Here is a 24,240-nt window from a genome sequence, read left to right on the forward strand (position 1 = left end):
GCTATTTGATAGCGCCTGCCGTCATGCCGTTGATGAACTGCCGTGAAAGAGCGATATAGAGGACGATGATAGGGAGCGCCGATAGTGTAAGTCCTGAGAAGAGAACGCCCCAGTCGGTCCCGAATTCACCCATGAAGGTGGTAAGCCCCTGTGGTAGGGTCTTCAGATTGTTGTTCTGGATGAAGATCAGCGGGAAGAAGAAGTCGTTCCAGATCGGCACTACATTCTGGATGGCAGCGATCACCATGGCTGGCCGGACCAGCGGCAACATGATCGACCACATGATCCGAGCTTCATTCGCACCATCCATTCGAGCGGCGTCCTCAAGTTCATTCGGCAAACTGCGAATGAAGCCAGTCATAATGAAGACGGTGGTCGGCAGGCCGGTTGCCACATAGATGAAGATCAGCGACAGCCGCGAATCGATCAAACCAAAATCTCGCATCTGGATGAAGAGCGGAATGATGGCGAGCTTCAAAGGGAGGGTCAGCCCCGCGAGGAAGAAGAGCAGTATGAGGCCAGATCCGCGAAATTCGTACCGCGCTATGGCATATGCCGCCATGGTTCCGAGAATGAGGATCAGGGCGATCGACGCGCTCGTGACGATCAGCGAGTTTCCCATGTAGAGCATGAAGTCCGTTTCGTTCCACACTCTCAAGATGCTGTTCACATTGGTGAAGTCTGGAATAGAAAAGGGGGACTGAAAAATCTGCGCATTCGTCTTGAAGGCGGAAAATACCATGATCGCGATCGGCGCCAGCATAACAATGCTGTTGCCAATCAACAGGATCTGGATGAGACCATCCCAGCCGAAGGTCCGGAATGTGCTGCTATCGGAAGCATTTTTCACAGCTGAATCTCCCGCTTGCGCAGCTTGATAGTTATAAAGCTGGAAACCACCGCGATGAAGAGGAAAATCAGCACAGCCAGCGCACTACCGGGGCCGAAGTTTTCCGCCGACGCCGACATGCTGCCGAACGCGGTGCGGTAGAAATATAGGCCCAGAACATCCGTTGCGCCATGTGGCGAACCATCGACGCCTGCCATAATGAAGGGCATCTCAAACCAGTTGAACGCGCCGACGAAGAGAAGTGTGAAGACAACCGTTGCCGAAGGAGCAACCAGCGGCCAGACAATTTTGCTCATTTTGACCCATTCGCTCTCAGTCTCCATGCGCACTGCATCTAGAATTTCCGAGGGGATGCGCTGCATCCCAGCGAGAAAAACCAGCGTAGGGAAACCCACCATGTGCCACGCATTGGCGACGACAATAGCGGTGAGTGCAGTGGAATCCTGCCCGAGCCACGGTTGCGCCAACGACTCAAGGCCCACTGCACGAAGCGTAGCGTTCACCACACCGAAAAGCGGGTGGTAGAAAAGCTTCCACAGCAGGCCCACAATGACGGTAGACAATACGACCGGAAGAAAGACGGCGATACGGTGAAAACGCGCGCCCCAAAGTTCGCGCCAGAGGCAATAGGCGAGAATGAAACCAAGGCCATTTTGCAGAACCATAAGTGCGAAGAAAACGAATATATTGTGCTTGAATGCGTTGATGGTGCGCTCTGAGAAGGGATATTCAAACAGCACCCGTTGGAAATTGGCCAACCAGACGAATTCGCCTCGCGCCAGCCCGCGCCACTCGTAAAAGGCATATGCAAAGGCCGACATGATAGGGTATACGAGAAACAGGCACATAAAGGCGATGGGCGGCACGAGAAGCGCTGCAATCCATAATCTTCGACCAGTTAACTGGCTTGAAATCATCGAGACGATCCTCGCGGGATTAAATAGGTGGGCCGCCTATAGCTCGACGGCCCACTGCAACATTACTTCTTGAACGGTGCGTACCAGGCGGCAAGGCCGTCGGTCATCGACTTGCCGACATCGGCTGGTGTCGCCTGACCATTCAGCAGCTTGGAGACGCCCGCCTGAATGAGCGTGGAGCCGGTCGGCTCTCCGTAACGGAAGTTCACTAGTGTCATATAGGCGATGGAGTTCGTGTTGAGTTCCGCCACTTTGGCCAAAAGCTCGCTGTCAAAGGTAACCCCAGGAACTGCGGACACGTTGCTCAAGCGGTTGGCGAACGGCTGTGCGAATTCCTTGCTGGCCGCATAGTTCACGAATTTCAGCGCCGCAGCTTCATCCTTCGGCTTGGCATTGGCGCCAAAACCGGAATCGAAGAACAAGCCGACAAGCTTCTCGTCTTCTGCCTTCAGACCAGGAGCGGCAAACACGCCCATCTTTAGTGCCGGGTTCTGCTTGACAAAATTGGCAAGCTCGAAAGAACCGCCTGCAAACATGCCTGCCATCTCAGAGGTAAAGAGTTGTTGAGCAGAGGCGTAATCAAGACCAACGAAACCTTCCGGGAAGTACTTGGAGATTTCCTTGAGCTTCGTCAGCGCCTCAATATAGCGTTTGTCGTTGAAGTCCGTCTTGCCTGCCATCAGGTCTGCATAGAAGGCTTTTCCCATGATGGACGAGGTCAAAGCCGAAACGATTGTTTCATTCTGCCATCCAGTTGCAGTTCCGTTGGCAAAAGGCATGATGCCGGCTGCCTTCAGCGTTTCGCAAGCGGCTATCAATTCGTCCCAGCTCCTCGGCTCGGAGATGCCGTTCTTCTGGAATATCTCCGTATTGTAGATCACCAGCATGGTCTGGCTGGCTGCGGGAACAGCATAGAGCGTCTTGTCTGAGCGCATGGTGCTGGAGGCAAGAGCGGGTTCTGAGAAACCCTTGATGGCAGGCACCTTCTTGTCATCAAGCGGCATCAGGTAGCCGGCTCCCGCAAGACTCTCAATGCCGCCATAGGTGCGGGTCATCATCAAATCCGGACCCTTGCCGCCAGCAAGCGCAGTGGAAAGCACTGTATTGTAGCTCGTCGCCTCGAAAGCCTCAAACCTGATGGTAATGTCAGGGTTAGCCTTGGTGAAATCGTCGAAGAATTTTTCATATTCGGCTTTATCTTCTTGGCGCCAAGTCCAAAATGTCAGCTCGGTCGCAAACGTCGCGGTTGCAGACATTAGGGATGAGCAGGCGATAGCCGCTCCCAAAATAAGTTTTTTCATATGTTCCTCTCTCCTTTTTTATTGACTATGGTTCGACCACTTAGACGGCAAGTCGCTCAGAGGTTTCACGGCTGAAGAAGTGAAGCCGGTCCGGCGCGACGCTCACTCTGACCGGGGTGCCCGATACAAACTGGGTGTCAGGCGTGCAGCGAATGGAGACCGGCGCGGCATCTCCCATCCGCACATAAACATAAGCGCTGTCTCCAAGATATTCGGTGTAGACGACCTCGGCGGAGAAGCCGTCGCCGTGCAGATCAGACGAGATGTTCATGCCGTCGGGACGAACACCCAAAAGCAGTTCGCGATCACGCGCGGAAGGAAGCCGCGAGAGGTTGATCTCACCAACGCCTGGCGCGACCAATCGGTCTCCTTCGCGCTCGACGCTCAGCATGGCCATGCGCGGCGAGCCGATGAAGTTTGCAACGAAAGTATTGGCGGGTGTCTCATAAAGCTCGCGCGGCGAACCAAACTGCTCGATCCGCCCACCGTTCATAACCACGATCCTGTCTGCGAGCGTCATAGCTTCAACCTGATCGTGAGTTACATAGATCGTCGTGCCGCCGATTTCCCGGTGAAGACGCGCAATCTCCAGCCGTACCTCTGAGCGCAGTGCCGCATCGAGGTTGGAGAGCGGCTCGTCGAGAAGCAAAAGCTGCGGCTTTCGCACAAGCGCTCGACCAATTGCCACGCGCTGACGCTGTCCGCCCGAAAGTTCCCGTGGCTTACGCTCCAGAAGAGCCTCTAGCCGTAGCATGTGTGTGGCTTCCTGAATTCGTGCTTCCACCTCGGCTTTGCCAAGACCCATGAGACGCGCACCGAAGGCCATATTTTCATAGACATTCATATGAGGGTAGAGCGCATAGGACTGGAACACCATAGCGATGCCGCGACGGGATGGTGCCAACTCGTTCATCCGCTGGCCGTTCAGCAGAAATTCGCCATCGCTGATCGGATCAAGGCCCGCGATCAGGCGTAACAATGTCGACTTTCCGCAGCCAGACGGGCCGACGAAGACGATGAGTTCGCGGTCGTTCACATCAAGGTCTACGCCATGGAGAACCTCGATAGCTTTGAAACGCTTCTTGATGCCGCGCAATGACAATCGAGCCAAATCTTTAACTCCGTCTGTAATCTAAGATCGCTGGCGTGCAGTTGGTTTCCGCATCAGCGCTTTTTCAATGGTTGCAATCGTGTCTGCGGCGCTGATGTGGTGGATGCTGTTCCACCCCAATCGGCGTGCAGTTTGAATGTTTTCCAGCGTATCGTCGACAAAGATGATCCGCTCTGGTGGCACCTTCTCGTGTTGCTGGACCGCTCGGTAGATGTCTTCCTCGGGCTTCTCCATACCCATCTCGTGTGAGAGGTAACAGGTATCGAAGAAGTCCGGACCTAGCATATGTTCGTAAATATGCTTCCAATGAAGCGCATGGGTATTGGAAAGACAGACGATACGGTAAGCGGATTTAAGGCTGCGTACAAAACTTGCCATTTCTTCCAAGACATCGGCCAGCAATGCCGTTTCCGCCTGTATGACCTGCTCGGTACTAAGGCCGTAGATAGGTTTAACGCTATGAAGATAATCCTCTTCGCTGATGCGCCCGAGACGGAACTGCATGTTGGCTTCAAGAAGGAAGGCGTCGGGAATGGCATTCGCCTGCCAGAGGCCACCGGCTTCAAGCGCAGCACGCCTTTTGCCGATATCCAGCGAAATGAACACCCCTCCCACATCAAGGACGAAAAGCTGATCGTCGTTGTGTCGCGTTTGCCCAATCATCCACTGCTCTCCTCAAGCCGCGTTGAGAAGGACCTCTCGCATCCTTCCGTAGACACACACTCTGACAAATCAAAACGGAATTATCAATTCCAAAATTCTCTATAAGTAAGAATAAATGATTACGACCCGATTTTCAACTTGACACTTCTTTTCCGGTGACATCGGCCACTAAATGGGCAACTCACTCGGTCTATCTGGATTTGAACCAACTCGAAAGATTGTGACATCCAATGCGTGAGCTGGACGAAGAGGCATCTTTCTTCGCCGCATATCTTGCTATTTGGAATGGTAGATCTGATCAACGAAGCGAACGTTAGTATCCTTCTCAGGCCAGTCTCAAAGACAGTTGTCCGCTGATACTTCACAGCTGAGGTAGATTCGGTCGCGACCAGATATGCATGTACCACATCAAAAACACGCTCGACTTTCGACGATGCCTACCGACACGTCTTCAAACTCTGGAGATAGAGTTTATTTTTACGCTGCAGACAAAGGGGGAACTCATTTAGAAATGTATTCCTATTACGGGTCGAAACTCAGCAAATGTAACAACAAATAACTTTGTTTCGCTTCATTCTCGAATTGGCTCGAAAGGAAAGTGCACGATTTCAGGCAGCGGGAGCGAAGGCCCCAACATCGCAAATCGAGTGTTGCCCACGCCGTGCAAATTTGAGTATCTCTCTGTTCCCGATGTTGGATCACGGTAAGACCTGTTCGCATATCCTAACATCGCTTCTCGATAGGCCAAGAAGTGGCGTTGTCACGTTGTTCGTGGCTTAACGGTTGACGGATAACCGGACGTGATGAGCACGCCGACCATCAGCTACAAGAACCACCGTTTCCCACCGCATATCATCGCCCATGCCGTCTGGCTGTATTTCCGGTTCCCGTTAAGCCTGCGGCTGGTGGAAGAAATGCTGCTGGAGCGCGGCATTGTCGTGTCCTACGAAACGATCCGGCGCTGGGGCCGGAAATTCGGTGCGGCCTACGCAAAGCGACTGCGCAGAAAGACGCCGTCGCGAGAGGATATCTGGCATCTGGACGAAGTGGTCGTGACGATCGGCGGGCGAAAGCATTGGCTTTGGCGAGCCGTCGACCAGGACGGATATGTTCTCGACGAGATCGTGCAGACCCGTCGAGACACCAAGGCTGCCAAGCGATTGCTGATCAGGCTGCTGAAGAAGCAAGGCCTCGCGCCAAAGAGGATTGTCACCGATAAACTGCGTTCATACGGGGCGGCAAAGCGAGATGTGATGCCGGCCATTGAACATAGATCACACAAGGGCCTTAACAACCGTGCGGAAAATTCCCATCTGCTGCTGCGAAAACGAGAACGAGTGATGCAGGGCTTCCGATCCGTCGGCAGTCTGCAACAATTTGTCCCCGTGTTTTCAGCGGTTAGAAATCATTTCGTCCCGTCGCATCAAAAACACTCCGCCCTCGCCACCCACATTCATCGGATCCGCGCCATGGCGCACTGGAAGGCCGTGACCGGCGCAACTGCCTGAGTTTAACTGAAAGTGCTTCGTCCGGCCTCAGTCGAACAACGTGACAACGCCCGCCGATAACCTGCTTTTTCCAGCTTTTGTCGAAACTGTCATAGCCTGTCTTTACGCGAAGAGCCCATGGTTTGCTCTTGTCCGTCAAGAGATCCGAGGGGTCGAGCGTCTGGAACATAACAGAGCCTCCGACAGCGTCAGCTCCCCATAAGACGGAATTTGGTCCCTTGACGATTTCCACCGCCCGGAAATTGTCCATGTCGAAGAAGTCGCGGCTTCCATCGGTGATCTGTTCCTGCACGCGAGAGCCATCTACGGTAAGCTGGACGCGGTTACCGCTCATGCCGCGGATTGTGAAGCCGTTAAGTTGGCCCCATGGATTGGTCAGTGACGTGCTGCGACCGACACTCACTCCTGGTTCATGGCGTACAAGATCCTGAATATCGCGCACATTGTGGTCGTCCAGTTCTTCGCGTGTGATAACCGAAATTGATTGCGGTACGTCGAGAACACGCTTTGTTTTACGCGTCGACATCACAACGATCTTTTCCAGCACTGTGGTTTCGCTGCTAGTTTCGTATGAGTGTGTTGCGCTATCTGCGTCCTGTGCCATTGCTGACGTGCCCGTGAGCATTCCGATGGCTGCAACTGATGCCGTAATGGCTTGAAAATGACGTGAGAAAACGGCCTTTCGGCCCATTGTACGAACGTGTCGCATACCCGCCCCTTTAGAAAATTACGAAGGTCCCGGCGGCGTGCTAATTAATATGACAAAAAGAATCAAGTTCAAAGATGAATTAAATGGTCAACTTTATTTATCCGTCCACGGTTCGACGAGATATTCCCATCAATCCATACCTTCGACGACCGCGGTTCGAATGCGCTTGCCAGTTGTTCATACAAGACGTTGGCCGAGTTGCGTGCAAGCTTGTTCTGGACGATAGTGGCGGCCGCCACGTCTGCATGTCCTGACCACCCAGCCAATGTATGAATGCAGACCTCAAGTCCGCGTGGAGTCACACAAGCTCCGCGTAGACGCCACCCCATCCTCGAGTATGTTTACAATCTACCCGCAATATTCGCCTGAAAGGCGATGAAACATAGTCAGATGGCCGCAAAGAAAATTCCGATCATGAGGAAAATGCGCTTGCTTGAGGCAGTCGAACGGCTAGAGATCCTGTTCGGTGATCCGGGCGGTGAGAATGAGCGGCTGGCGTGTTTTCATAGTGAAGGTCGACTCAACGAATTGGCGGGTTCATTCTATGACTGGCTCAATTCTGCGTAGAACCCCACACAGCGCAACAAATTGACTCGTCCCAACGATTTACGGGGAAGGTTTAGTCAGGCCTTTCCAACAGCAATCAGAGTTGCACGCAGTCTGCTGCTTGCGAAATCCAGGAAGCGTCGGGTTTTTTGAGGCAATTGTGGTAGAGCCGCATGTAGAATGTGAACCGGGGCAGGCTCTCCTTCGAATGATGCTAGCAGCAGACGCAACCGGCCGGCAACAAGTGCTTCTGCCGCTTGATAGTGCAGGAGCCGGACAAATCCCAACTCTGCCTCAGCCGCATCGATCGCCGCTTCCGTGCTTGGGACGAGCAACCGGATTTGCCCTTCAGGCCAGTAGATTTTGGTTTTCTGTGGCTCTGGGGCGTCGGCTGGCGTTGGTAATGTGAGCTTTATGGAGGGTAGAAATTTCAGATCATCTGGGTGTTGAACTTCTCTGTGACGATCAAGAAGTGCTGGACTGGCAACGACCACCGTCCGCATGCTGCCCAGCCGAGTACCAATCAGGCTAGTGTCAGCTAACGCCCCGATCCGTACCGCGATGTCCGCGGCACCCGCCGCAAGATTGACATTGCCGTCGTTGAGTTGCAGATCGACAGAAATCCCCTCGTGAAGGGTCAGGAAGTCCTTGACGATTGGCAATACGTGGAGGCGACCAAACATTCTCGGTGCGCTAACAACCAGCCGTCCGGTCGGCTCGCGGAATTCACCTGCTGCCTCTCGCTCCACTTCCGCCACTTGCGTTATGATTTGGCGTGCGCCTGCGAGGTATCGCTGTCCGGCGTCAGTCAGCGACAACTTACGGGTCGATCGAACCAGAAGGGCGGCACCCAAGTGCTGTTCGAGTTGTCCAATCTTTCGGGTGAGTGTTGCCACCGGCACGCCGCGCTTTTTCGCGGCAGCCGAAAAGCTGCCCTCATCCAGCGTGTCGATCAATAACGACATTGCCTCCAGACGATCCATGGATCTCCTCACTTTTCGATCAGATGTTATCCGAAATCCGCTAATTATGCATCGCTGTACGAAGGATTATGTTTAGCTGTGACGGTGCCATGCCAAACGTTAGGCGTTGGGAGACAGTAATACTTATGGATTTCTGGATATAGCGGTAACGCCTGCGGGTCGTGAGGTGCAACAGCAACTTGGTGTCGCATCCATGTGCGAAAATTTCCACGGCATCGGTTCTTGAGGGAACGATGGGTCGGGCTGAGCGTGTCGTGCGGCTTCGATTGCAAAACTTTGACTGGAATTGCCCTCAGCACATCATGCCCCGCTACACGCAGGAGCAACTTGAAGATGGCTTACGCCCGATCCGGAAGCGGCTTGCAGAGCTGGAAGCTGAGAATGCTAACTGCGCGAGCAACTGGCGCAGACATCTTGCCAATCAGGAGAATCTCATGACAGTAAGTTATAAAACACAGCAGGTCGGTGAAGTGAAGGTGTTCTATCGGGAGGCCGGCGCAAGAAATGCTCCGGTTCTGCTTCTGCTTCACGGTTTTCCGACGTCGAGCCACATGTTCCGGGACCTCATCCCGCTTCTCGCCGAAAAATTTCGTGTGATAGCGCCAGACTTGCCGGGATTTGGATACACGCAGGCTCCAGAGCGCGGACGTTTCGAATATACGTTTGACAATCTGGCAAAAGTCATCGACGACTTTACGCAGGCCCTGTCGCTTGATCAATATGCACTTTACGTTTTTGACTACGGTGCGCCGGTTGGTTATCGGCTTGCGGCGGCACATCCGGAGCGGGTAACGGCGATCATCAGCCAAAACGGCAATGCTTATCTCGATGGCTTCTCTGACCAGTGGGACGCTTGGCAGAACTACTGGCGTGACCCCACGCCGCAGACACGAGAGGCGTGCCGTGAAACGCTGTCGCCGGATGTGATCGAGAACTGGCAGTATCGTACGGGTGCCGATCCTCAACGACTCGGCCCTGATGGTTACATGCTCGATATCGCGTTAATGGCGCGGCCGGGTGCTGCGGAAATCCAACTCGATCTCGTTTTGGATTATCGGACAAATCTAGAGCGGTATCCTGAATTTCAAGAGTATTTCCGCACGAGCCAACCGCCATTCCTCGCGGTCTGGGGTCGTCACGATCCAGCCTTCATTCCAGCCGGAGCTGAAGCCTACAAACGCGACCTTCCAAATGCACATGTGCATCTGCTCGACACCGGCCATTTCGCGCTCGAAACCCACGCGAGCGAGATAGCCCAGATCATCCGCAGTTTTCTCGGTCGATATCTATAGACAGGCACACGTGTCGCTCAATAGTGGAATGTGAGGCCGATGAACTGTGAGAACCGCAGCTTTTTTTCGCCGCGGGAGTCGAGAGTTTGCAAATCTATTCTCGCTGGCGGCACTTCGCTCCGGGGTATTGAGCCTGCTGTCAGCGGACGCACCCCTCGTCTCTACCGTGCTGTCGCGTTCGTACTGCGAACTGTCGATGAAGACCCTTACGCCTCCCGCGTTTCCGATAAGGGTTCGCGGCGTTGTCACGTTGTTCGACTGAGGCCGGACGAAGCACTTTCAGTTAAACTCAGGCAGTTGCGCCGGTCACGGCCTTCCAGTGCGCCATGGCGCGGATCCGATGAATGTGGGTGGCGAGGGCGGAGTGTTTTTGATGCGACGGGACGAAATGATTTCTAACCGCTGAAAACACGGGGACAAATTGTTGCAGACTGCCGACGGATCGGAAGCCCTGCATCACTCGTTCTCGTTTTCGCAGCGGCAGATGGGAATTTTCCGCACGGTTGCTAAGGCCCTTGTGTGATCTATGTTCAATGGCCGGCATCACATCTCGCTTTGCCGCCCCGTATGAACGCAGTTTATCGGTGACAATCCTCTTTGGCGCGAGGGCTTGCTTCTTCAGCAGCCTGATCAGCAATCGCTTGGCAGCCTTGGTGTCTCGACGGGTCTGCACGATCTCGTCGAGAACATATCCGTCCTGGTCGACGGCTCGCCAAAGCCAATGCTTTCGCCCGCCGATCGTCACGACCACTTCGTCCAGATGCCAGATATCCTCTCGCGACGGCGTCTTTCTGCGCAGTCGCTTTGCGTAGGCCGCACCGAATTTCCGGCCCCAGCGCCGGATCGTTTCGTAGGACACGACGATGCCGCGCTCCAGCAGCATTTCTTCCACCAGCCGCAGGCTTAACGGGAACCGGAAATACAGCCAGACGGCATGGGCGATGATATGCGGTGGGAAACGGTGGTTCTTGTAGCTGATGGTCGGCGTGCTCATCACGTCCGGTTATCCGTCAACCGTTAAGCCACGAACAACGTGACAACGCCCGAGAGCGAGTTGGCAGAAATCCGCAAGGGTGTAGGAATGGTTTTCCAGCAGTTCAACCTGTTTCCCCACAAGACTGTCCTGGAAAACATTACGATCGCACCGATGCGTGTGCGCAAGAAGTCGAAGGTCGAGGCGGAAGCCGCTGCTATCAAGCTGCTCGGCCGGGTAGGCCTGCTTGATCATGCGCACAAATTTCCTGGTCAGCTGTCCGGAGGCCAGCAGCAGCGAGTGGCCATTGCCCGGTCTCTCGCTATGGAACCGCATCTGATGCTTTTCGACGAGCCGACCAGCGCGCTTGATCCGGAAATGGTTGGCGAAGTTCTCGACGTCATGCGGGAACTGGCAGCCGAAGGCATGACCATGATGATCGTGACCCATGAGATGGGCTTCGCGCGCGAGGTTGCGGATCGGGTCGTCTATATCGATCAGGGTTCGATCCTGGAAATCGCCAAGCCGGATGTGTTCTTTGACAGTCCGCAGAATGATCGCGCGCGCTCGTTCCTCGCCCGCGTCCTCAAGCACTAAGGTAGTGATCCAGTTCGCGATGGCTTCTTTCAAGGTCAGGCGCCGCGAGCTGGCATTTATGTTTCTCTGATGTCGCCCGAACAAGAGGGTCCGTGTCGGAAGATACCGGATGCTGCGTTTGTGAAGCCAAGCCGGATCGTCCTCGGCTTGGTGATTTCCCGGAATGATGCGCGAATGTCTTCTCCGGAAACATTCTGACCGGCATTCCGTGCTTCTCTCGTACCACCATACCTGGCATCACCGGCTGAAGGTCCGAGCAAAATCGCTGCGGTCGGGCGGCAGCACTCGGAAGCGGTCCAATCCCGCTCTCCATCGATGGCGTCCTGGCCCAGGTCCGGATCTTCCACGATCAACCCGCAAGGGGTCCGCTAGCAAGCTGCGGCCGCTCAGGGCTGCGCCATCGCGGTGATCGCGCCCGTCCCCGTGCCTTTTGAGGAGCCATCGAGCGGGAATTGGCCCGCTCCCAAATGGAGCCTTTCACATGTCTCACGATCTTGCCCTGGCACACTCCCACGCCTTCCAGCTTTGCCGCGACCTCATGGTCCCGGTCACCGTCTTCGAAATCGACGGCGAATACGGCGTCCTGCCCTCCGACGAGATCGACGCGGGCGACGACCTCGACATCGTGCACGAGTTCAATCCCTGGCCGGCTCATTGAGCCGGCAATTGCCGTTCCGGATGCCGCTGGCGACCTGTCGGCGGCAAGGGAAGCTTCGCCGCGGGCAGTGCAAATTTGCACCTTGATCCCCGCGCCCTTGCCCCCTCTGCTCTTCGCGGCGGCCGGGAAATGTCCCGCCGGTTTGCGGGGAGATAAATTGAGGAGCGATCGCAGGCGATCGGGAAAATTATGAAGAGAGAAGAAATCGAGAGGATCCGCGAGGCCGTCAGCTGCGCCGCCGTCCTCGAACGGGCTGGCTTCGCACTCGATATCAAGGAAAGCACACGGCGGGCGGTGAAGTTCCGCAGAGGATCGGAGATCGTCATCGTTACGCGTGACGGCCGCGGGTGGTTCGATCCGCTGAGCGAGGACAAGGGTGACGTGTTCACCCTCGTCGCCCTGCTCGAGCATCTGTCATTTCCAGACGCCGTCGATAGCGCTGGCGAATTGATCGGCTATCAGGTGGCGCCTGTGGTCTGGAAAAAGACCCCGACCAACGCCGAGCCCGTCGACCTGACTACCCGTTGGAAGGCGCGCCGCATCCCAGGCACGGGTTCCGGAGCCTGGCGTTATCTTTGCTCGACGAGGGCGATCCCGGCTTCGATCATGCGCGCCGCCATCAGTCAGGGCAGCCTGCGGGAGGGGCCGTATGGCAGCATGTGGGCGGCACACCGGGATAATTCCGGTGCGGTCGTTGGCTGGGAGGAACGCGGGCCCGACTGGCGCGGATTTTCGACAGGCGGCAACAAGATCCTCTTTCGGTTGGGTGAAGCGGATGCTCTTCGTCTTTGCGTGACCGAGGCCGCAATTGATGCGATGAGCCTCGCTGCGATCGAAGACCTGCAGGGTGGCAGCCTCTATCTCAGTACCGGTGGCGGCTGGTCGCCAAGGACCGAGGCGGCCCTGGTCGAGCTTCTCGGCCGTTCGGACACCCTAATCGTCTGTGCAACCGATGCCAACCACCAGGGCGATGCCTTCGCTGAGCGCCTGCAGGCCTTGGCCGCACAGCATGACCGCCGATCGGTTCGCCTGCGGCCGCCGCTGGAGGATTGGAACGAGGTCCTGAAAGAGAGAAGAAGAGAAGGATCGGAGAATGAGAATAGAAAGAGGCGTGCCGCATCGCCATCGACCGCATCAAGGAAGGCTGCGCCCGGCTAAAGCCGGCCCTTGACCCGGCCGACGGGCAAGCCGGCGTTCCGGAAGGTGTCTTGAGGGACTGAAAGAAGGTGATGGAGTGGCCATCGCCGGGTCCCGAACACCTGAAGGAGCCAGCTATGAACACCTCTGCCCCGATCCGCAAGATCTTCGAAGGCGTCGCAACGCGCGGCCAAATGTTCCGTCTTTTCGATCGTCACAACCAGCGCCCCGATCGGTGGCAGACCGATGCTGGACCGATGTACAGCGGCGAATGGTTCGAGATCGACGGGTATCTGTACGACTACATGCTCAATATCCTGCCGCCCTTGTGGATGCGTGGCCCGATCTTCGCGATGCGTGAGTTTCTGACTGGCTCGGTGACCAGCGTCTTTTACGCACTCCGGATCGACGGGAAGACCAGATACTTCCACGGCTATTGCGATCTCTCCGATACGAGTTCGGTCGAGACGATGCGGGCGGCGATCTTCGAGCGCGAGACGCAGCCTGTCCGGGCCATGAACCGCGAGGAGCGGCTCGAGCATATCTGGAGCAGCACCGCGGACGCCTATCGCGGCTATGCCGGCGATCGCTTTCCGTCGGCCATGAGGGGTCAGCGCACGGTCATGCTGTGGAGTGGCACGAACGGGTCAATCCTGAAGCCGCTGGACGATCTCACTGATACCGAGATCGCAGCAAAGCTGCCCGTTCACATGCGACATTTGCCCGGCATCGCGGCCTAAAGGCCATCCACTCCGTCGATCTTTCCCAGCCTTCTCGAACTGCCCGCCCCGACGGGTGGTCGATGGCGCGCGCCCGAAAAGGAGCACTTCTGATGAGCAATGATCCGTTCACCCTCGACATGTTTGGCAACTCGGCCCTGTCGTCCGGCCTCGGTCTCGGCGTCACCGCGTTTGGCGGTTTCGATTCCGTCGCAGCCAATGATGACGATCCCGATCCCACGCCGCCGACCCCTGCCCCGGCACTGCCGGCGGCTTCAGCGCCGAAGCGCGTAACTGACCAGCGCCAGAACTACGTGCTGACGGAGGAACGCGGTCTCGGAATCAGCTGGAAGGATCGTGCTCGCGCCAATGTCGCTGCGATCTTGGTCGCCGACGGCATCGCCAAGCAGGAACGGCCGGCGACGCCGAAGGAACAGGCGCAGCTGATCCGCTTCACCGGTTTCGGAGCTTCGGAACTTGCCAATGGCATGTTCCGCCGACCGGGCGAGATCGACTTCCGCGAAGGATGGGACGCGCTTGGTTCTTCGCTCGAGACCGCGGTGTCGGAAGCAGACTATGCCTCGCTCGCGCGCTGCACCCAATATGCGCATTTCACGCCGGAATTCATCATCCGGGCGATTTGGTCCGGGATCCAGCGACTCGGTTGGCGCGGCGGCCGGGTGCTCGAGCCGGGCATTGGCACGGGCCTGTTCCCTGCCCTTATGCCTCAAGACTATCGGGAGACCGCCTATGTCACCGGGATCGAGCTCGACCCGGTAACGGCGCGCATCGTCCGCCTGCTGCAGCCGCGGTCTCGGATCATCGAAGGCGATCTTGCCCGCACGGACCTGGCGCCGATCTACGATCTCGCCATCGGCAACCCGCCCTTTTCCGATCGCACGGTTCGTTCCGACCGGGCATATAGGTCGCTCGGCCTGCGGCTGCATGACTATTTCATCGCCCGCTCGCTCGACCTGTTGAAGCCGGGGGCGCTGGCCGCCTTCGTCACCTCGCACGGTACGATGGACAAGGCCGACACGACCGCCCGTGTGCATATCGCCAAATCCGCCGACTTGATCGCGGCGATCCGGTTGCCCGAAGGCAGCTTTCGTCGTGACGCCGGCACGGATGTCGTCGTCGACATTCTCTTTTTCCGCAAGCGCAAGATTGGTGAGTCCGAAGGCGACCAGACCTGGCTCGATGTGGATGAGGTGCAGTCGGCCACCGACGATGAGGGAGCTATTCGGGTGAACCGTTGGTTTGCGCGCCATCCGGATTTCGTGCTCGGCACCCATGCCCTCACCTCCGGGCCATTCGGCGAGACCTACACATGCCGTGGCAATGGCGGCGCCGATCTTGAGACAGCGCTCACCGCGGCCATCGATCTTCTTCCGGACGGCCTCTATGACGGCGAGCCGACCCCGATCGACATTGATCTGGAGGACGAACTCGCCGAGATCGTCGATCTCCGACCGAAAGACAGCCCGGTCCGCGAGGGGAGCTTCTTCATCGACCGAGCCAAAGGCCTGATGCAGCTGCTGGACGGTTCGGCCGTTCCTATCGCCGTGCGCAAGGGCCGCTCCGGCGATGGCATCCCGGAAAAGCATATCCGGATTATCTCGAAGTTGATCCCGATCCGCGATGCCGTCCGCGAGATGTTGAAGGCGCAGGAGACAGATCGGCCTTGGCGCGATCTTCAGGTGCGTTTGCGCCTTGCCTGGTCGGCATTCGTCCGAGATTTCGGCCCTATCAACCACACCACAGTCTCGGTCCAGGAGGACCCGGAGACCGGTGAGGTCAAGGAAACCCATCGCCAGCCGAACCTTGCACCTTTCCGCGACGATCCCGATTGCTGGCTGGTGGCCTCGATCGAGGACTATGATCTGGAGACCGATACGGCGAAGCCGGGTCCAATATTCAGCTCCCGTGTAATCGCTCCGCCGATGTCGCCCGTCATCACCAATGCGGCCGATGCGCTGGCGGTCGTCCTCAACGAGCGTGGTCATGTCGATCTCGATCATATCGCCGAACTGCTGCATCTTGACGTCGCTGCCGTCATCGATGCGCTCGGCGACGAGGTGTTCCAGGATCCGGCCAGCGGCACCTGGCAGACCTCGGACGCCTATCTCTCCGGCTCGGTTCGCACCAAGCTCATTGCCGCGCAGGCGGCGGCAGAGCTCGATCCGGTCTACGAGCGGAATGTCCGCGCCCTGACCGATGTCCAGCCGGCCGACCTTCGGCCATCGGATATTACTGCCCGTCTCGGCGCCCCATGGATCCCGGCGGCTGACGTTGTCGCCTTCGTGAAGGAGAGGATGGATGCCGAGATCCGCATCCACCACATGGCGGAACTCGGCTCCTGGACTGTGGAAGCGCGCCAGCTCGGCTATTCCGCAGCCGGCACGTCCGAATGGGGCACCAGCCGTCGGCATGGCGGCGAGCTCCTCGCCGATGCGCTGAATAGCCGTGTCCCGCAGATCTTCGACGTGTTCAAGGATGTCGACGGCGAGCGGCGAGTTCTGAATGTCGTCGATACCGAGGCCGCGCGCGACAAGCTGCAGCGGATCAAGCAGGCGTTTCAGGACTGGGTCTGGACCGATCCCGATCGCACCGATCGGCTCGCCCGCGATTATAATGACCGCTTCAACAACATCGCGCCGCGAAAATTCGACGGTTCCCATCTGAAACTTCCAGGCGCCTCTGGCGCCTTCGTTCTTTATGGGCATCAGAAGCGCGGTATCTGGCGGATCATCGCCGATGGCTCCACCTATCTCGCCCATGCCGTCGGCGCGGGCAAGACGATGACGATGGCGGCCGCGATCATGGAGCAACGCCGGCTTGGCCTGATCGCCAAGGCGATGCTGGTCGTGCCCGGCCATTGCCTGGCCCAGGCTGCGCGTGAGTTCCTGGCGCTCTATCCAAATGCCCGCATCCTCGTGGCGGATGAGACCAACTTCACGAAGGACAAGCGCGCCCGGTTCCTGTCGCGGGCGGCGACCGCCACTTGGGATGCGATCATCATCACCCATTCGGCGTTCCGCTTCATCGCCGTGCCGTCAGCCTTCGAACAGCAGATGATCCAGGACGAGCTGCAGCTCTACGAGGATCTGCTGACCAAGGTCGACAGTGAAGACCGCGTCTCGCGCAAGCGCCTCGAGCGGCTGAAGGAAGGCTTGCAGGAGCGGCTCGAAGGGCTCGCCACCCGCAAGGACGATCTTCTGACCATCTCCGAAATCGGTGTGGATCAGATCGTCGTCGACGAGGCGCAGGAATTCCGCAAGCTCTCCTTCGCCACCAACATGTCGACGCTGAAGGGCATCGATCCGAATGGATCGCAGCGCGCCTGGGATCTCTTTGTAAAGTCCCGCTACATCGAGACGAAGAACCCCGGACGGGCTTTGGTGCTGGCGTCAGGCACGCCTGTAACAAATACCCTTGGCGAGATGTTCTCGATCCAGCGCCTGCTCGGCCACGAAGCGCTCCATGAACGGGGCCTGCATGAGTTCGATGCCTGGGCATCCTGCTTCGGCGACACGACGACCGAACTCGAAATCCAGCCATCCGGCAAATACAAGCCGGTCAGCCGCTTCGCGAGCTTCGTTAACGTGCCCGAGCTGATCGCCATGTTTCGGTCCTTCGCCGATGTGGTGATGCCGGATGATCTTCGTCAGTATGTCAAGGTGCCGAACCTGTCGACCGGCCGCCGGCAGATCCTGACGGCCAAGCCGACGGCGCTGTTCAAGACCTACCAGCAGACGCTGGATACCAGGATCAAGGCGATCGAAATGCGCGAGGGGCCGGCCAAGCCCGGTGACGACATTCTGCTCTCCGTCATCACCGATGGCCGTCATGCTGCGATCGACCTGCGCTTCGTCATGCCGGCGGCCGGCAACGAGGACGACAACAAGCTCAATCTGCTGATCCGCAATGCACACCGGATCTGGAAGGAGACCGGCGAAGCCACTATAGCCGACCCGACGGCAAGGACTTCGATCTGCCGGGCGCCGCCCAGATGATCTTTTCCGATCTCGGCACGATCAATGTCGAGAAATCGCGTGGGTTCTCAGCTTATCGCTTCATTCGCGAGGAGCTGATCCGGCTTGGCGTGCCGGCATCGGAAATTGCCTTCATGCAGGATTACAAGAAGACCGAGGCCAAGCAGAGGCTGTTCGGCGATGTCCGCGCCGGCAAGGTCCGCTTCCTGATCGGCTCGTCAGAGACGATGGGCACCGGCGTCAACGCGCAGCTTCGGCTGAAAGCCCTCCATCATCTTGACGTGCCGTGGCTCCCATCGCAGATAGAACAACGCGAGGGCCGGATCGTCCGCCAGGGCAACCAGCACGACGAGGTCGATATCTTCGCCTACGCGACCGAGGGCTCGCTCGACGCCTCCATGTGGCAGAATAATGAGCGCAAAGCCCGGTTCATCGCGGCCGCCCTTTCAGGCGACACCTCTATCCGCCGGCTGGAAGATGTCGGCGAAGGCGCCGCCAACCAGTTCGCGATGGCGAAAGCGATCGCGTCGGGTGACGAACGGCTGATGCAGAAGGCCGGGCTCGAGGCTGATATCGCACGGCTTGAACGGCTCCGCGCCGCCCACGAGGACGATCAATATGCCGTTCGTCGGCAGATGCGTGATGCCGAGCGCGAGATCGAGGTCTCGACGCGGCGCATCGGCGAAATCGGTGAGGACATCGTCCGGCTCCGGCCCACTGCCGGTGATGCGTTCACCATGACGGTGCTCGGTCAGGATTATACTGAACGCAAGGAAGCCGGCCGAGCGCTAATGAAGGAAATCCTCACATTGCTTCAGCTCCAACAAGAGGGCGAGGTACACTTGGCGACGATCGGTGGCTTCGATCTCGTTTACGAGGGCGAACGCATCGGCCGGGGTGACGGCTATCGCTATCAGACCCTCCTCCAGCGCACTGGCGCCGACTACGAGATCGAGTTGGCCATCACCGTCACCCCGCTCGGGGCGATTTCAAGACTGGAGCACGGGCTCGACGGCTTTGACGGAGACCGGCTTCAGTATCGCCGGCGCTTAGGAGAGGCCGAGCGGCGGTTGGCCTCCTACCGTTCGCGAGACGGAGGAGCCTTTGCATTTGCCGAAGAACTCGCGGAAAAGCGTGGTCGACTGGCCGAGATTGACGAAGAACTCGCCAGTGCCGCCCGCGGGGATACCAGCCTTGATGAAGTCTTAATAGCCCCGTTGGTGGCTAAGAATTCTGACGATATGCTCAAGCATGTCGCGGATATATAAACTGGGATAGACCGCGAAGCGGTCGCCGCGTGCGTTTGTGACGATACCTTCGAACCGAATGAAGGCTCACTGTTGGCTGCCTTGACAATCGAAAATGCGGGTGACCCGCTCAGTCCATCGGGATCGATGCTGAGGCGGGTCGAGCGATCGTGTTGATGAAGATGTTGCGATGCTCTGTGTCCAAAGCTTCGGATTCGCGGGTTGCAAGTCCTGTCTCACCCAACGCGCGGTAAAGCTTTCCAGCGCAGAGTAGTCTTCTGGGTTTAGTGTAATGATGGCGGAGCTCGTTGGGTACCCTATTAGAAAGGAGTAATCTGCCGGGCTGGTGTCATCTGACCAAAGGATATTCGTCAAATCCAGATGGCTAGCTCTGTATGGCGCATCCACCTCCGCGAAATCGAAGAAAATCAGATCCTGAGACTGCTATAGCCTTCTTCGTCGACGGATGGGATGTGAAGGTTGCTCGGTGGGATAGCGAGGGTTTTGCCGCCGACTTCCTGAGGACAACATATTTTGATGCTTCCTGCGCACCATGTGCCGAGTTGGTTTGATGCGCCGTCGCGATCCCGAAATGCCAGCCTCGATATTTCCCTAAGAAGGATGATCCGAAGAACTGCAGCTCCCAATTTTCATCGCCAGTGGAAACAATGCCGGCCGAACGAAGCGAGGCATGGAGTTCGGTGCATTTTTAAACGGCACGTATGCTCCGTTGATGCAAACGCTCATTTTCGCTTCGGCCGTTTTCCACGTTGGAATCATTTTTCCATTTCCCTCGTCAGTGACTTGCGAAGCCCATGGCCTCCGCGTCGGCGACCATTTCCTCGCACACTGTATCGGGATGTCGCGATGAGAAACATATGCTCCGATCGAGTTCCTCCAGATCACGTATTCGTGCTCGCGCCACTGTGATTTAGCGGATAATATCTGCCGTCGGGCTGATCATGTCGATGATCCATTGTGAGGACGCGAGTGGGTGAAAGCGGGAACATCAAAAAAGTCTGAGGGTCGTTCATCCCCTTGAACTGCAGGCTGGGGGTGATAGAACGCCACAGGGTTGTCCACGTTACAAAAACAGGGCGTTCCGAGATGAGGATCGCCCAGCGGAGAGACATCAGCTGTTCTGCAAACCAACCGCATTTCTCCACGATGCTGATCCATGCCCTTTTAAGGTCTTCGTCGTTAGCTCCAAGATATTCCGCCCACGTGTCCTCTGAAATCTCGGAAGGGTCTGCCGATTCTGATATGGCTCGGCGGCCGGCTGTTGCCCTTTGCACTCGCGAGTACCGATTGGTGAAACCCTTTGTCCATTCGAGAACCGACGGATTTCTCAGATACATGGTCGCCACCAACAGGGAGAATCATTTTCCTGAACCAGCTCTTCGAGTAGTCCGGAAAATCTCCACATAGTGCCTTCCAGGCAGGGCTACCGAACCAAGTCTCTAAGTCTCCGAGTTTTCTCTCGAATCTGTCGTCGCGGCGGCCGGCTGTGTCTGGTGGCGAGTAGAGGTGGAATTTGACAGCCACCTTCGCAATTGGCTTGCGCTCCGCAACAAGCGTCTCCTTGCTTAATCGCCATATTTCTCCTCGCTTTCTGGAGGGCATGCAAAAATTCCGAAGGTATGCTTGAGGCACCCAATGGCATTTCTTGGGTGATGTTTTTGCTCATCCGTCCTTCACCTTTGATTCCTCCGTCATTCTCCGAAAGGTTGTGGGAAATAAAAGGAGGAAAAGATGGGTCGCCAGCGCGGTCCTCCTGCCGCCGCTCGTCGCTCAACCGCCGCCTGCGCCATCCCGGTCGGTCGTCCATCGCAGGGCAGTTGCCCCGCTGTCCTTTCCGTCAGGGATGCTCGGCCGCAGTTGCGGCAGTCCGGCCGCGCTCGGTCCAGGAGGTGTCTTCGGAAAGAATGAAGACAGGAAGGGCTGGCAAGGCGCCGGCTCGCAAATCTCCCGAAAGGACAGTCCATGCAGATCCAGAAGGTCGATCCTCGCGCTCTGAAGGAAACCCAGACCGTATGCGCCAGACGAGTCGTCACCGCAGGCAGATGCGTTGATGCTCGCCACGATCCAAGCCGTTGGGATCGTCCAGCCGCCGATAGTCGCGCCGGAAGCGGGTGGTGGCAATGGCTACATTATCGATGCCGGCCACCGCGTGTCCGCCTCGCAATCGCGGCTGGTCTCGAAGAAATCGAGATCCTGGTGGTAGACGCCGCCAACGACAACGGCGCCATGCGGTCCATGATCGAAAACAGTGTGCGCGAGGCGTTGACCCGTGGACCAATGGCGCGGTATCGAGCGGCTCGTTGCACTCGGCTGGACCGAGGAAGCGATCGCCGTCGCTCTCGCTCTCCCCGTCCGCCAGATCCGCAAGTTGCGGCTGCTGGCCAACGTCCTGCCGGCGATGCTGGAACAGATGGCACTTGGCGACATGCCCTCCGAACAGCAGCTCCGGATCATTGCAGCCGCTGGCGAGGTGGAGCAGAAGGAGGTCTGGAAGGCCCATAAGCCGAAGAAAGGCGACACCCGCCTGGTGGTCGATCGCCAATGCGCTAACGAAGAAGCGCATGTATGCCAAGGATGCCAGCTTCGGCGACGATCTCCGCGAGGCCTACGGCATCGAGTGGGTCGAGGACCTCTTCGCACCTGCCGATCAGGACAGCCGCTACACGACCAACGTCGAGGGCTTTCTCGGCGCCCAGCATGAATGGATGACGGCGAACTTGCCGAAGCGCGGCTCGATCGTTGAGGTGAACAGCTGGGGTCAGCCGGAACTGCCGAAAAAGGCGAGCCAAGTCTATGGCAAACCGTCGAAGTCCGATCATGCGGGCCTGTATCTCGACCGCGACGGAAAGGTCCAGACTGTCCACTACCGCATGCCGGAGGCCGCGAAGCGGAAGGGTGGCAGCGTTTCAGATGCCAGCGGAACCGCCGCGGAAGATGCGGTCTCACCGCCGAAGGCTCGCCCCGATGTGACGCAGAAGGGCCAGGACATGATCGGTGATTTTCGCACCGACGCTCTCCACGATGCCCTCAGCCGCGCGCCGATCGAGGACGACATGCTGATGGCGCTGCTCGTGCTCGCCTTTGCCGGGTTGAATGTCCGGGTCGATTCCGGCGCCGGCGGTGCGCTCTACGGCGGTGCTCGTTTCGGCCGCCATGCTGCGCGACTGATGACGGAGGATGGCAGGCTCGCATTTGACATGGATACGGTGCGTGTTGCGGCACGATCCGCTTTGATCGATGTGCTTTCGTGCCGCCGTGGCATCTCGAATAGCGGCGTCGTCTCGCGCTTGGCCGGCGAGGCGATCGGCGCAGACAGTTACCTCCCGAACATGGGCTCGGAGGACTTCCTCGCATCCCTGTCGCGCCAGGCGCTTGAAATCGTCGCCAAGGATGCCGGGCTCGAGCCGCGTGCGCGCGTTCGCGAAACCCGGTCGGCTCTCGTCACCCACTTCGAAGGCGAGGCGAACCTCGTCCATCCGTCTGCCTTGTTCGCGCCGGAGGCTGCTGACGTTTCTGCCATCCTCAAGCATCTCGACCAGGAGGAAGGCTCGCAGGAGGAGGTCGAGGCGCCGGATGGGAGTGCCACCGGCATCGACGCCCGAATGAGGATGCCGACGACGATCTCGATGTCTCCGATTTGAGCGATGCCGATGATGATGCGGCGACGCTTGACGATCACGAGACCGCTTACGGGATCGCGGCTGAATAGCCGCAAACCTCTTCAGATCATGCGTTACGCCGCCGGCCCTTGGGCCGCGGTTCGCATTTACAACACCCCTATGAAAGGAGCCCGGCAATGAACGGACCTTCAATCGCGCCTGCCATACACCCTTTAGGCAGCAATTCTGCCGCCGACCGTGTCGAATTCGGGACAAGCGCCGACGGGTTTCCCGTTGCTCGCATTGACGACGTCCTTCTCGGCCTCATATCCAACGGAACCGGCGATTTCTTTCTCGCCAGCGCCTGGCGGTTCACAAAGCCTTTGGCCGAAGCGCGACGCCATCATTTTTATCGTCATGATGGCCGGGTGGCCGACGAAGCGGCCTTCCGTCTGCGTGCAATCGAGACTGCAGAGCACATATCGGAACTCGCAACCTTCGCTCGTGTCCAGACGCGCATGACGGCGAGCACGCCCTGGGGCGGCTCGCAGATGGCAACGATCTATGTCGAGGGATCGTCAGCTACTCGACATCCGGCCATGGCGGCTTTCATCTTTCTCACGATCGAAATCATATTGTCGATTCCTCCGTTCGCAGCGCGGGCGGTTGGTACGAAGAGGACTGCGAATGGGCAATCGTTGCATTGACGTTTCCGGACGTGTTCACGGGTTACGAACGCCGATGCGCGAGGAAATCGCCAAGCACACCTTTCCGGCCTTCTGGGAAAAGCTGCGCGGTCGTCGGCTCGAGCCTGGGGAATCCCGGACGAAGGATCGCGCGTGTTTCGATCTCACCCACGCCAACGACTGGATCGTCATCTCGGCAATCACCTCATCCCAACATGCCGGCATGACCGAGGTCATCGCCACAAAAGGCGGCAAACGCGAGTTTGGCCAGGAAGAACGGCGTTTTCTCGTATCGGATGCAGAATACAGTAAGCGCAGCGGTTTCGGCTTCGTCATCGATCTGCAGCTTCACACTGTCTATGACGGGCCGTCGAGCTTCGCCGGCTGGAGCGTGAGGGCGGCATGATGAGATCAGTCATGTCTCCCAAAACGCAGCTATCCGCATGGAGGACGCGCGCCGCCAGACCCAAAAGCAGCTGCAGATTATCGAACGGCAGATCAGCCGTCGGATGACGCGATCATGCCGCAGATCGCCAGAGCAAACTGGCTACCGCAAGGGAAGGGCGCCCGATGGACGGACCCTGCTCGAACGCTATCGCGCCAACCTCGCCGCATCACCGCCGAACGCCAGCCGGAAGTCGATGCCCTCTCGCGAAAGCTGGCACGCAGGACGCGGCGATTGCAGCGCTGGAACAGTCTGTCGGCCGTCGGCGCGCAACATCACTCGA

At 57.9% G+C, this 24,240-nt stretch carries 14 protein-coding genes and 6 pseudogenes; 11 read left to right on the forward strand and 9 right to left on the reverse strand.

Annotated features, from left to right (window positions below; translation table 11 throughout):
* Position 1 precedes the first annotated feature (1 nt).
* The 5 genes from EGT36_RS28940 to EGT36_RS28960 form a co-directional block, all read right to left on the reverse strand.
* Positions 2–850: a carbohydrate ABC transporter permease gene (locus EGT36_RS28940; RefSeq protein WP_246231466.1), complete on the reverse strand. Its 849-nt coding sequence runs from the start codon at positions 848–850 to the stop codon at positions 2–4.
* Positions 847–1,767: a carbohydrate ABC transporter permease gene (locus EGT36_RS28945; RefSeq protein WP_125271685.1), complete on the reverse strand. Its 921-nt coding sequence runs from the start codon at positions 1,765–1,767 to the stop codon at positions 847–849. The genes EGT36_RS28940 and EGT36_RS28945 overlap by 4 nt, the downstream gene beginning before the upstream one ends.
* A gap of 62 nt (positions 1,768–1,829) precedes the next feature.
* Positions 1,830–3,068 carry an extracellular solute-binding protein gene (locus EGT36_RS28950; RefSeq protein WP_125271686.1) on the reverse strand — a complete coding sequence of 413 codons (1,239 nt, stop codon included), beginning with the start codon at positions 3,066–3,068 and terminating at the stop codon, positions 1,830–1,832.
* 40 nt (positions 3,069–3,108) lie between these two features.
* Complete coding sequence (locus tag EGT36_RS28955; RefSeq protein WP_125271687.1) at positions 3,109–4,179, reverse strand: ABC transporter ATP-binding protein; 1,071 nt, start codon at positions 4,177–4,179, stop codon at positions 3,109–3,111.
* Between the two features lie 21 nt (positions 4,180–4,200).
* Positions 4,201–4,842 (reverse strand): HAD family hydrolase, encoded by a 642-nt coding sequence (locus tag EGT36_RS28960; protein WP_125271688.1) that lies wholly within the window; start codon positions 4,840–4,842, stop codon positions 4,201–4,203.
* Between the two features lie 790 nt (positions 4,843–5,632).
* On the opposite strand from EGT36_RS28960, the pseudogene EGT36_RS28965 reads away from it, so the two are divergent.
* Positions 5,633–6,350 (forward strand): annotated as a pseudogene (locus tag EGT36_RS28965) (IS6 family transposase).
* Here the strand turns inward: EGT36_RS28965 and EGT36_RS28970 are convergent.
* Positions 6,241–6,954, reverse strand: a complete 714-nt coding sequence (locus tag EGT36_RS28970) for a TonB-dependent receptor plug domain-containing protein (protein WP_210211250.1) — start codon at positions 6,952–6,954, stop codon at positions 6,241–6,243. The pseudogene EGT36_RS28965 and the gene EGT36_RS28970 sit on opposite strands and share 110 nt — an antisense overlap.
* Before the next feature lie 495 nt (positions 6,955–7,449).
* Between EGT36_RS28970 and EGT36_RS30755 the strand changes: the two genes are divergently transcribed.
* Positions 7,450–7,626: a hypothetical protein gene (locus EGT36_RS30755; RefSeq protein WP_164056964.1), complete on the forward strand. Its 177-nt coding sequence runs from the start codon at positions 7,450–7,452 to the stop codon at positions 7,624–7,626.
* Positions 7,627–7,682: 56 nt separating this feature from the next.
* Here EGT36_RS30755 and EGT36_RS28975 read toward each other — a convergent pair whose 3' ends face one another.
* Positions 7,683–8,588, reverse strand: coding sequence for a LysR family transcriptional regulator (locus EGT36_RS28975; protein ID WP_125271690.1), 906 nt, complete (start codon positions 8,586–8,588; stop codon positions 7,683–7,685).
* Positions 8,589–9,022: 434 nt separating this feature from the next.
* On the opposite strand from EGT36_RS28975, the gene EGT36_RS28980 reads away from it, so the two are divergent.
* Positions 9,023–9,880: an alpha/beta fold hydrolase gene (locus tag EGT36_RS28980; RefSeq protein WP_125271692.1), complete on the forward strand. Its 858-nt coding sequence runs from the start codon at positions 9,023–9,025 to the stop codon at positions 9,878–9,880.
* Positions 9,881–10,169: 289 nt separating this feature from the next.
* Here EGT36_RS28980 and EGT36_RS28985 read toward each other — a convergent pair.
* Positions 10,170–10,887: pseudogene (locus EGT36_RS28985) on the reverse strand (IS6 family transposase).
* 38 nt (positions 10,888–10,925) lie between these two features.
* On the opposite strand from EGT36_RS28985, the pseudogene EGT36_RS28990 reads away from it, so the two are divergent.
* The 5 genes and pseudogenes from EGT36_RS28990 to EGT36_RS29005 all read left to right on the forward strand — a co-directional run.
* Positions 10,926–11,450: pseudogene (locus EGT36_RS28990) on the forward strand (amino acid ABC transporter ATP-binding protein); the annotation flags it as partial.
* Positions 11,451–11,931: 481 nt separating this feature from the next.
* Positions 11,932–12,108 (forward strand): hypothetical protein, encoded by a 177-nt coding sequence (locus tag EGT36_RS30760; RefSeq protein ID WP_170311465.1) that lies wholly within the window; start codon positions 11,932–11,934, stop codon positions 12,106–12,108.
* Between the two features lie 189 nt (positions 12,109–12,297).
* Complete coding sequence (locus EGT36_RS28995; protein WP_125271645.1) at positions 12,298–13,266, forward strand: DUF3991 and toprim domain-containing protein; 969 nt, start codon at positions 12,298–12,300, stop codon at positions 13,264–13,266.
* A 116-nt stretch (positions 13,267–13,382) separates the two neighbouring features.
* The gene (locus EGT36_RS29000) at positions 13,383–13,985 is read left to right on the forward strand and encodes a DUF1419 domain-containing protein (RefSeq protein ID WP_125271646.1); all 603 of its coding nucleotides are present in this window, start codon (positions 13,383–13,385) and stop codon (positions 13,983–13,985) included.
* 92 nt (positions 13,986–14,077) lie between these two features.
* Positions 14,078–19,227, forward strand: a pseudogene (locus tag EGT36_RS29005) (helicase-like domain-containing protein).
* Between the two features lie 1,179 nt (positions 19,228–20,406).
* On the opposite strand, the gene EGT36_RS31455 reads toward EGT36_RS29005, so the two are convergent.
* The gene (locus tag EGT36_RS31455) at positions 20,407–20,859 is read right to left on the reverse strand and encodes a DUF4238 domain-containing protein (protein ID WP_353505589.1); all 453 of its coding nucleotides are present in this window, start codon (positions 20,857–20,859) and stop codon (positions 20,407–20,409) included.
* Between the two features lie 330 nt (positions 20,860–21,189).
* Here EGT36_RS31455 and EGT36_RS29015 point away from each other — a divergent pair.
* The 3 genes and pseudogenes from EGT36_RS29015 to EGT36_RS30860 all read left to right on the forward strand — a co-directional run.
* Positions 21,190–22,868 (forward strand): annotated as a pseudogene (locus EGT36_RS29015) (ParB N-terminal domain-containing protein).
* A gap of 532 nt (positions 22,869–23,400) precedes the next feature.
* A complete protein-coding gene (locus tag EGT36_RS31595; RefSeq protein WP_502697452.1) occupies positions 23,401–23,739 on the forward strand; it encodes a DUF7007 domain-containing protein in 339 nt (112 codons plus the stop codon).
* A gap of 293 nt (positions 23,740–24,032) precedes the next feature.
* Positions 24,033–24,240, forward strand: a pseudogene (locus EGT36_RS30860) (hypothetical protein); the annotation flags it as partial.

Origin of the sequence: Agrobacterium sp. FDAARGOS_525, from assembly GCF_003938925.1 — a bacterium.
Classification (GTDB): domain Bacteria; phylum Pseudomonadota; class Alphaproteobacteria; order Rhizobiales; family Rhizobiaceae; genus Agrobacterium; species Agrobacterium pusense.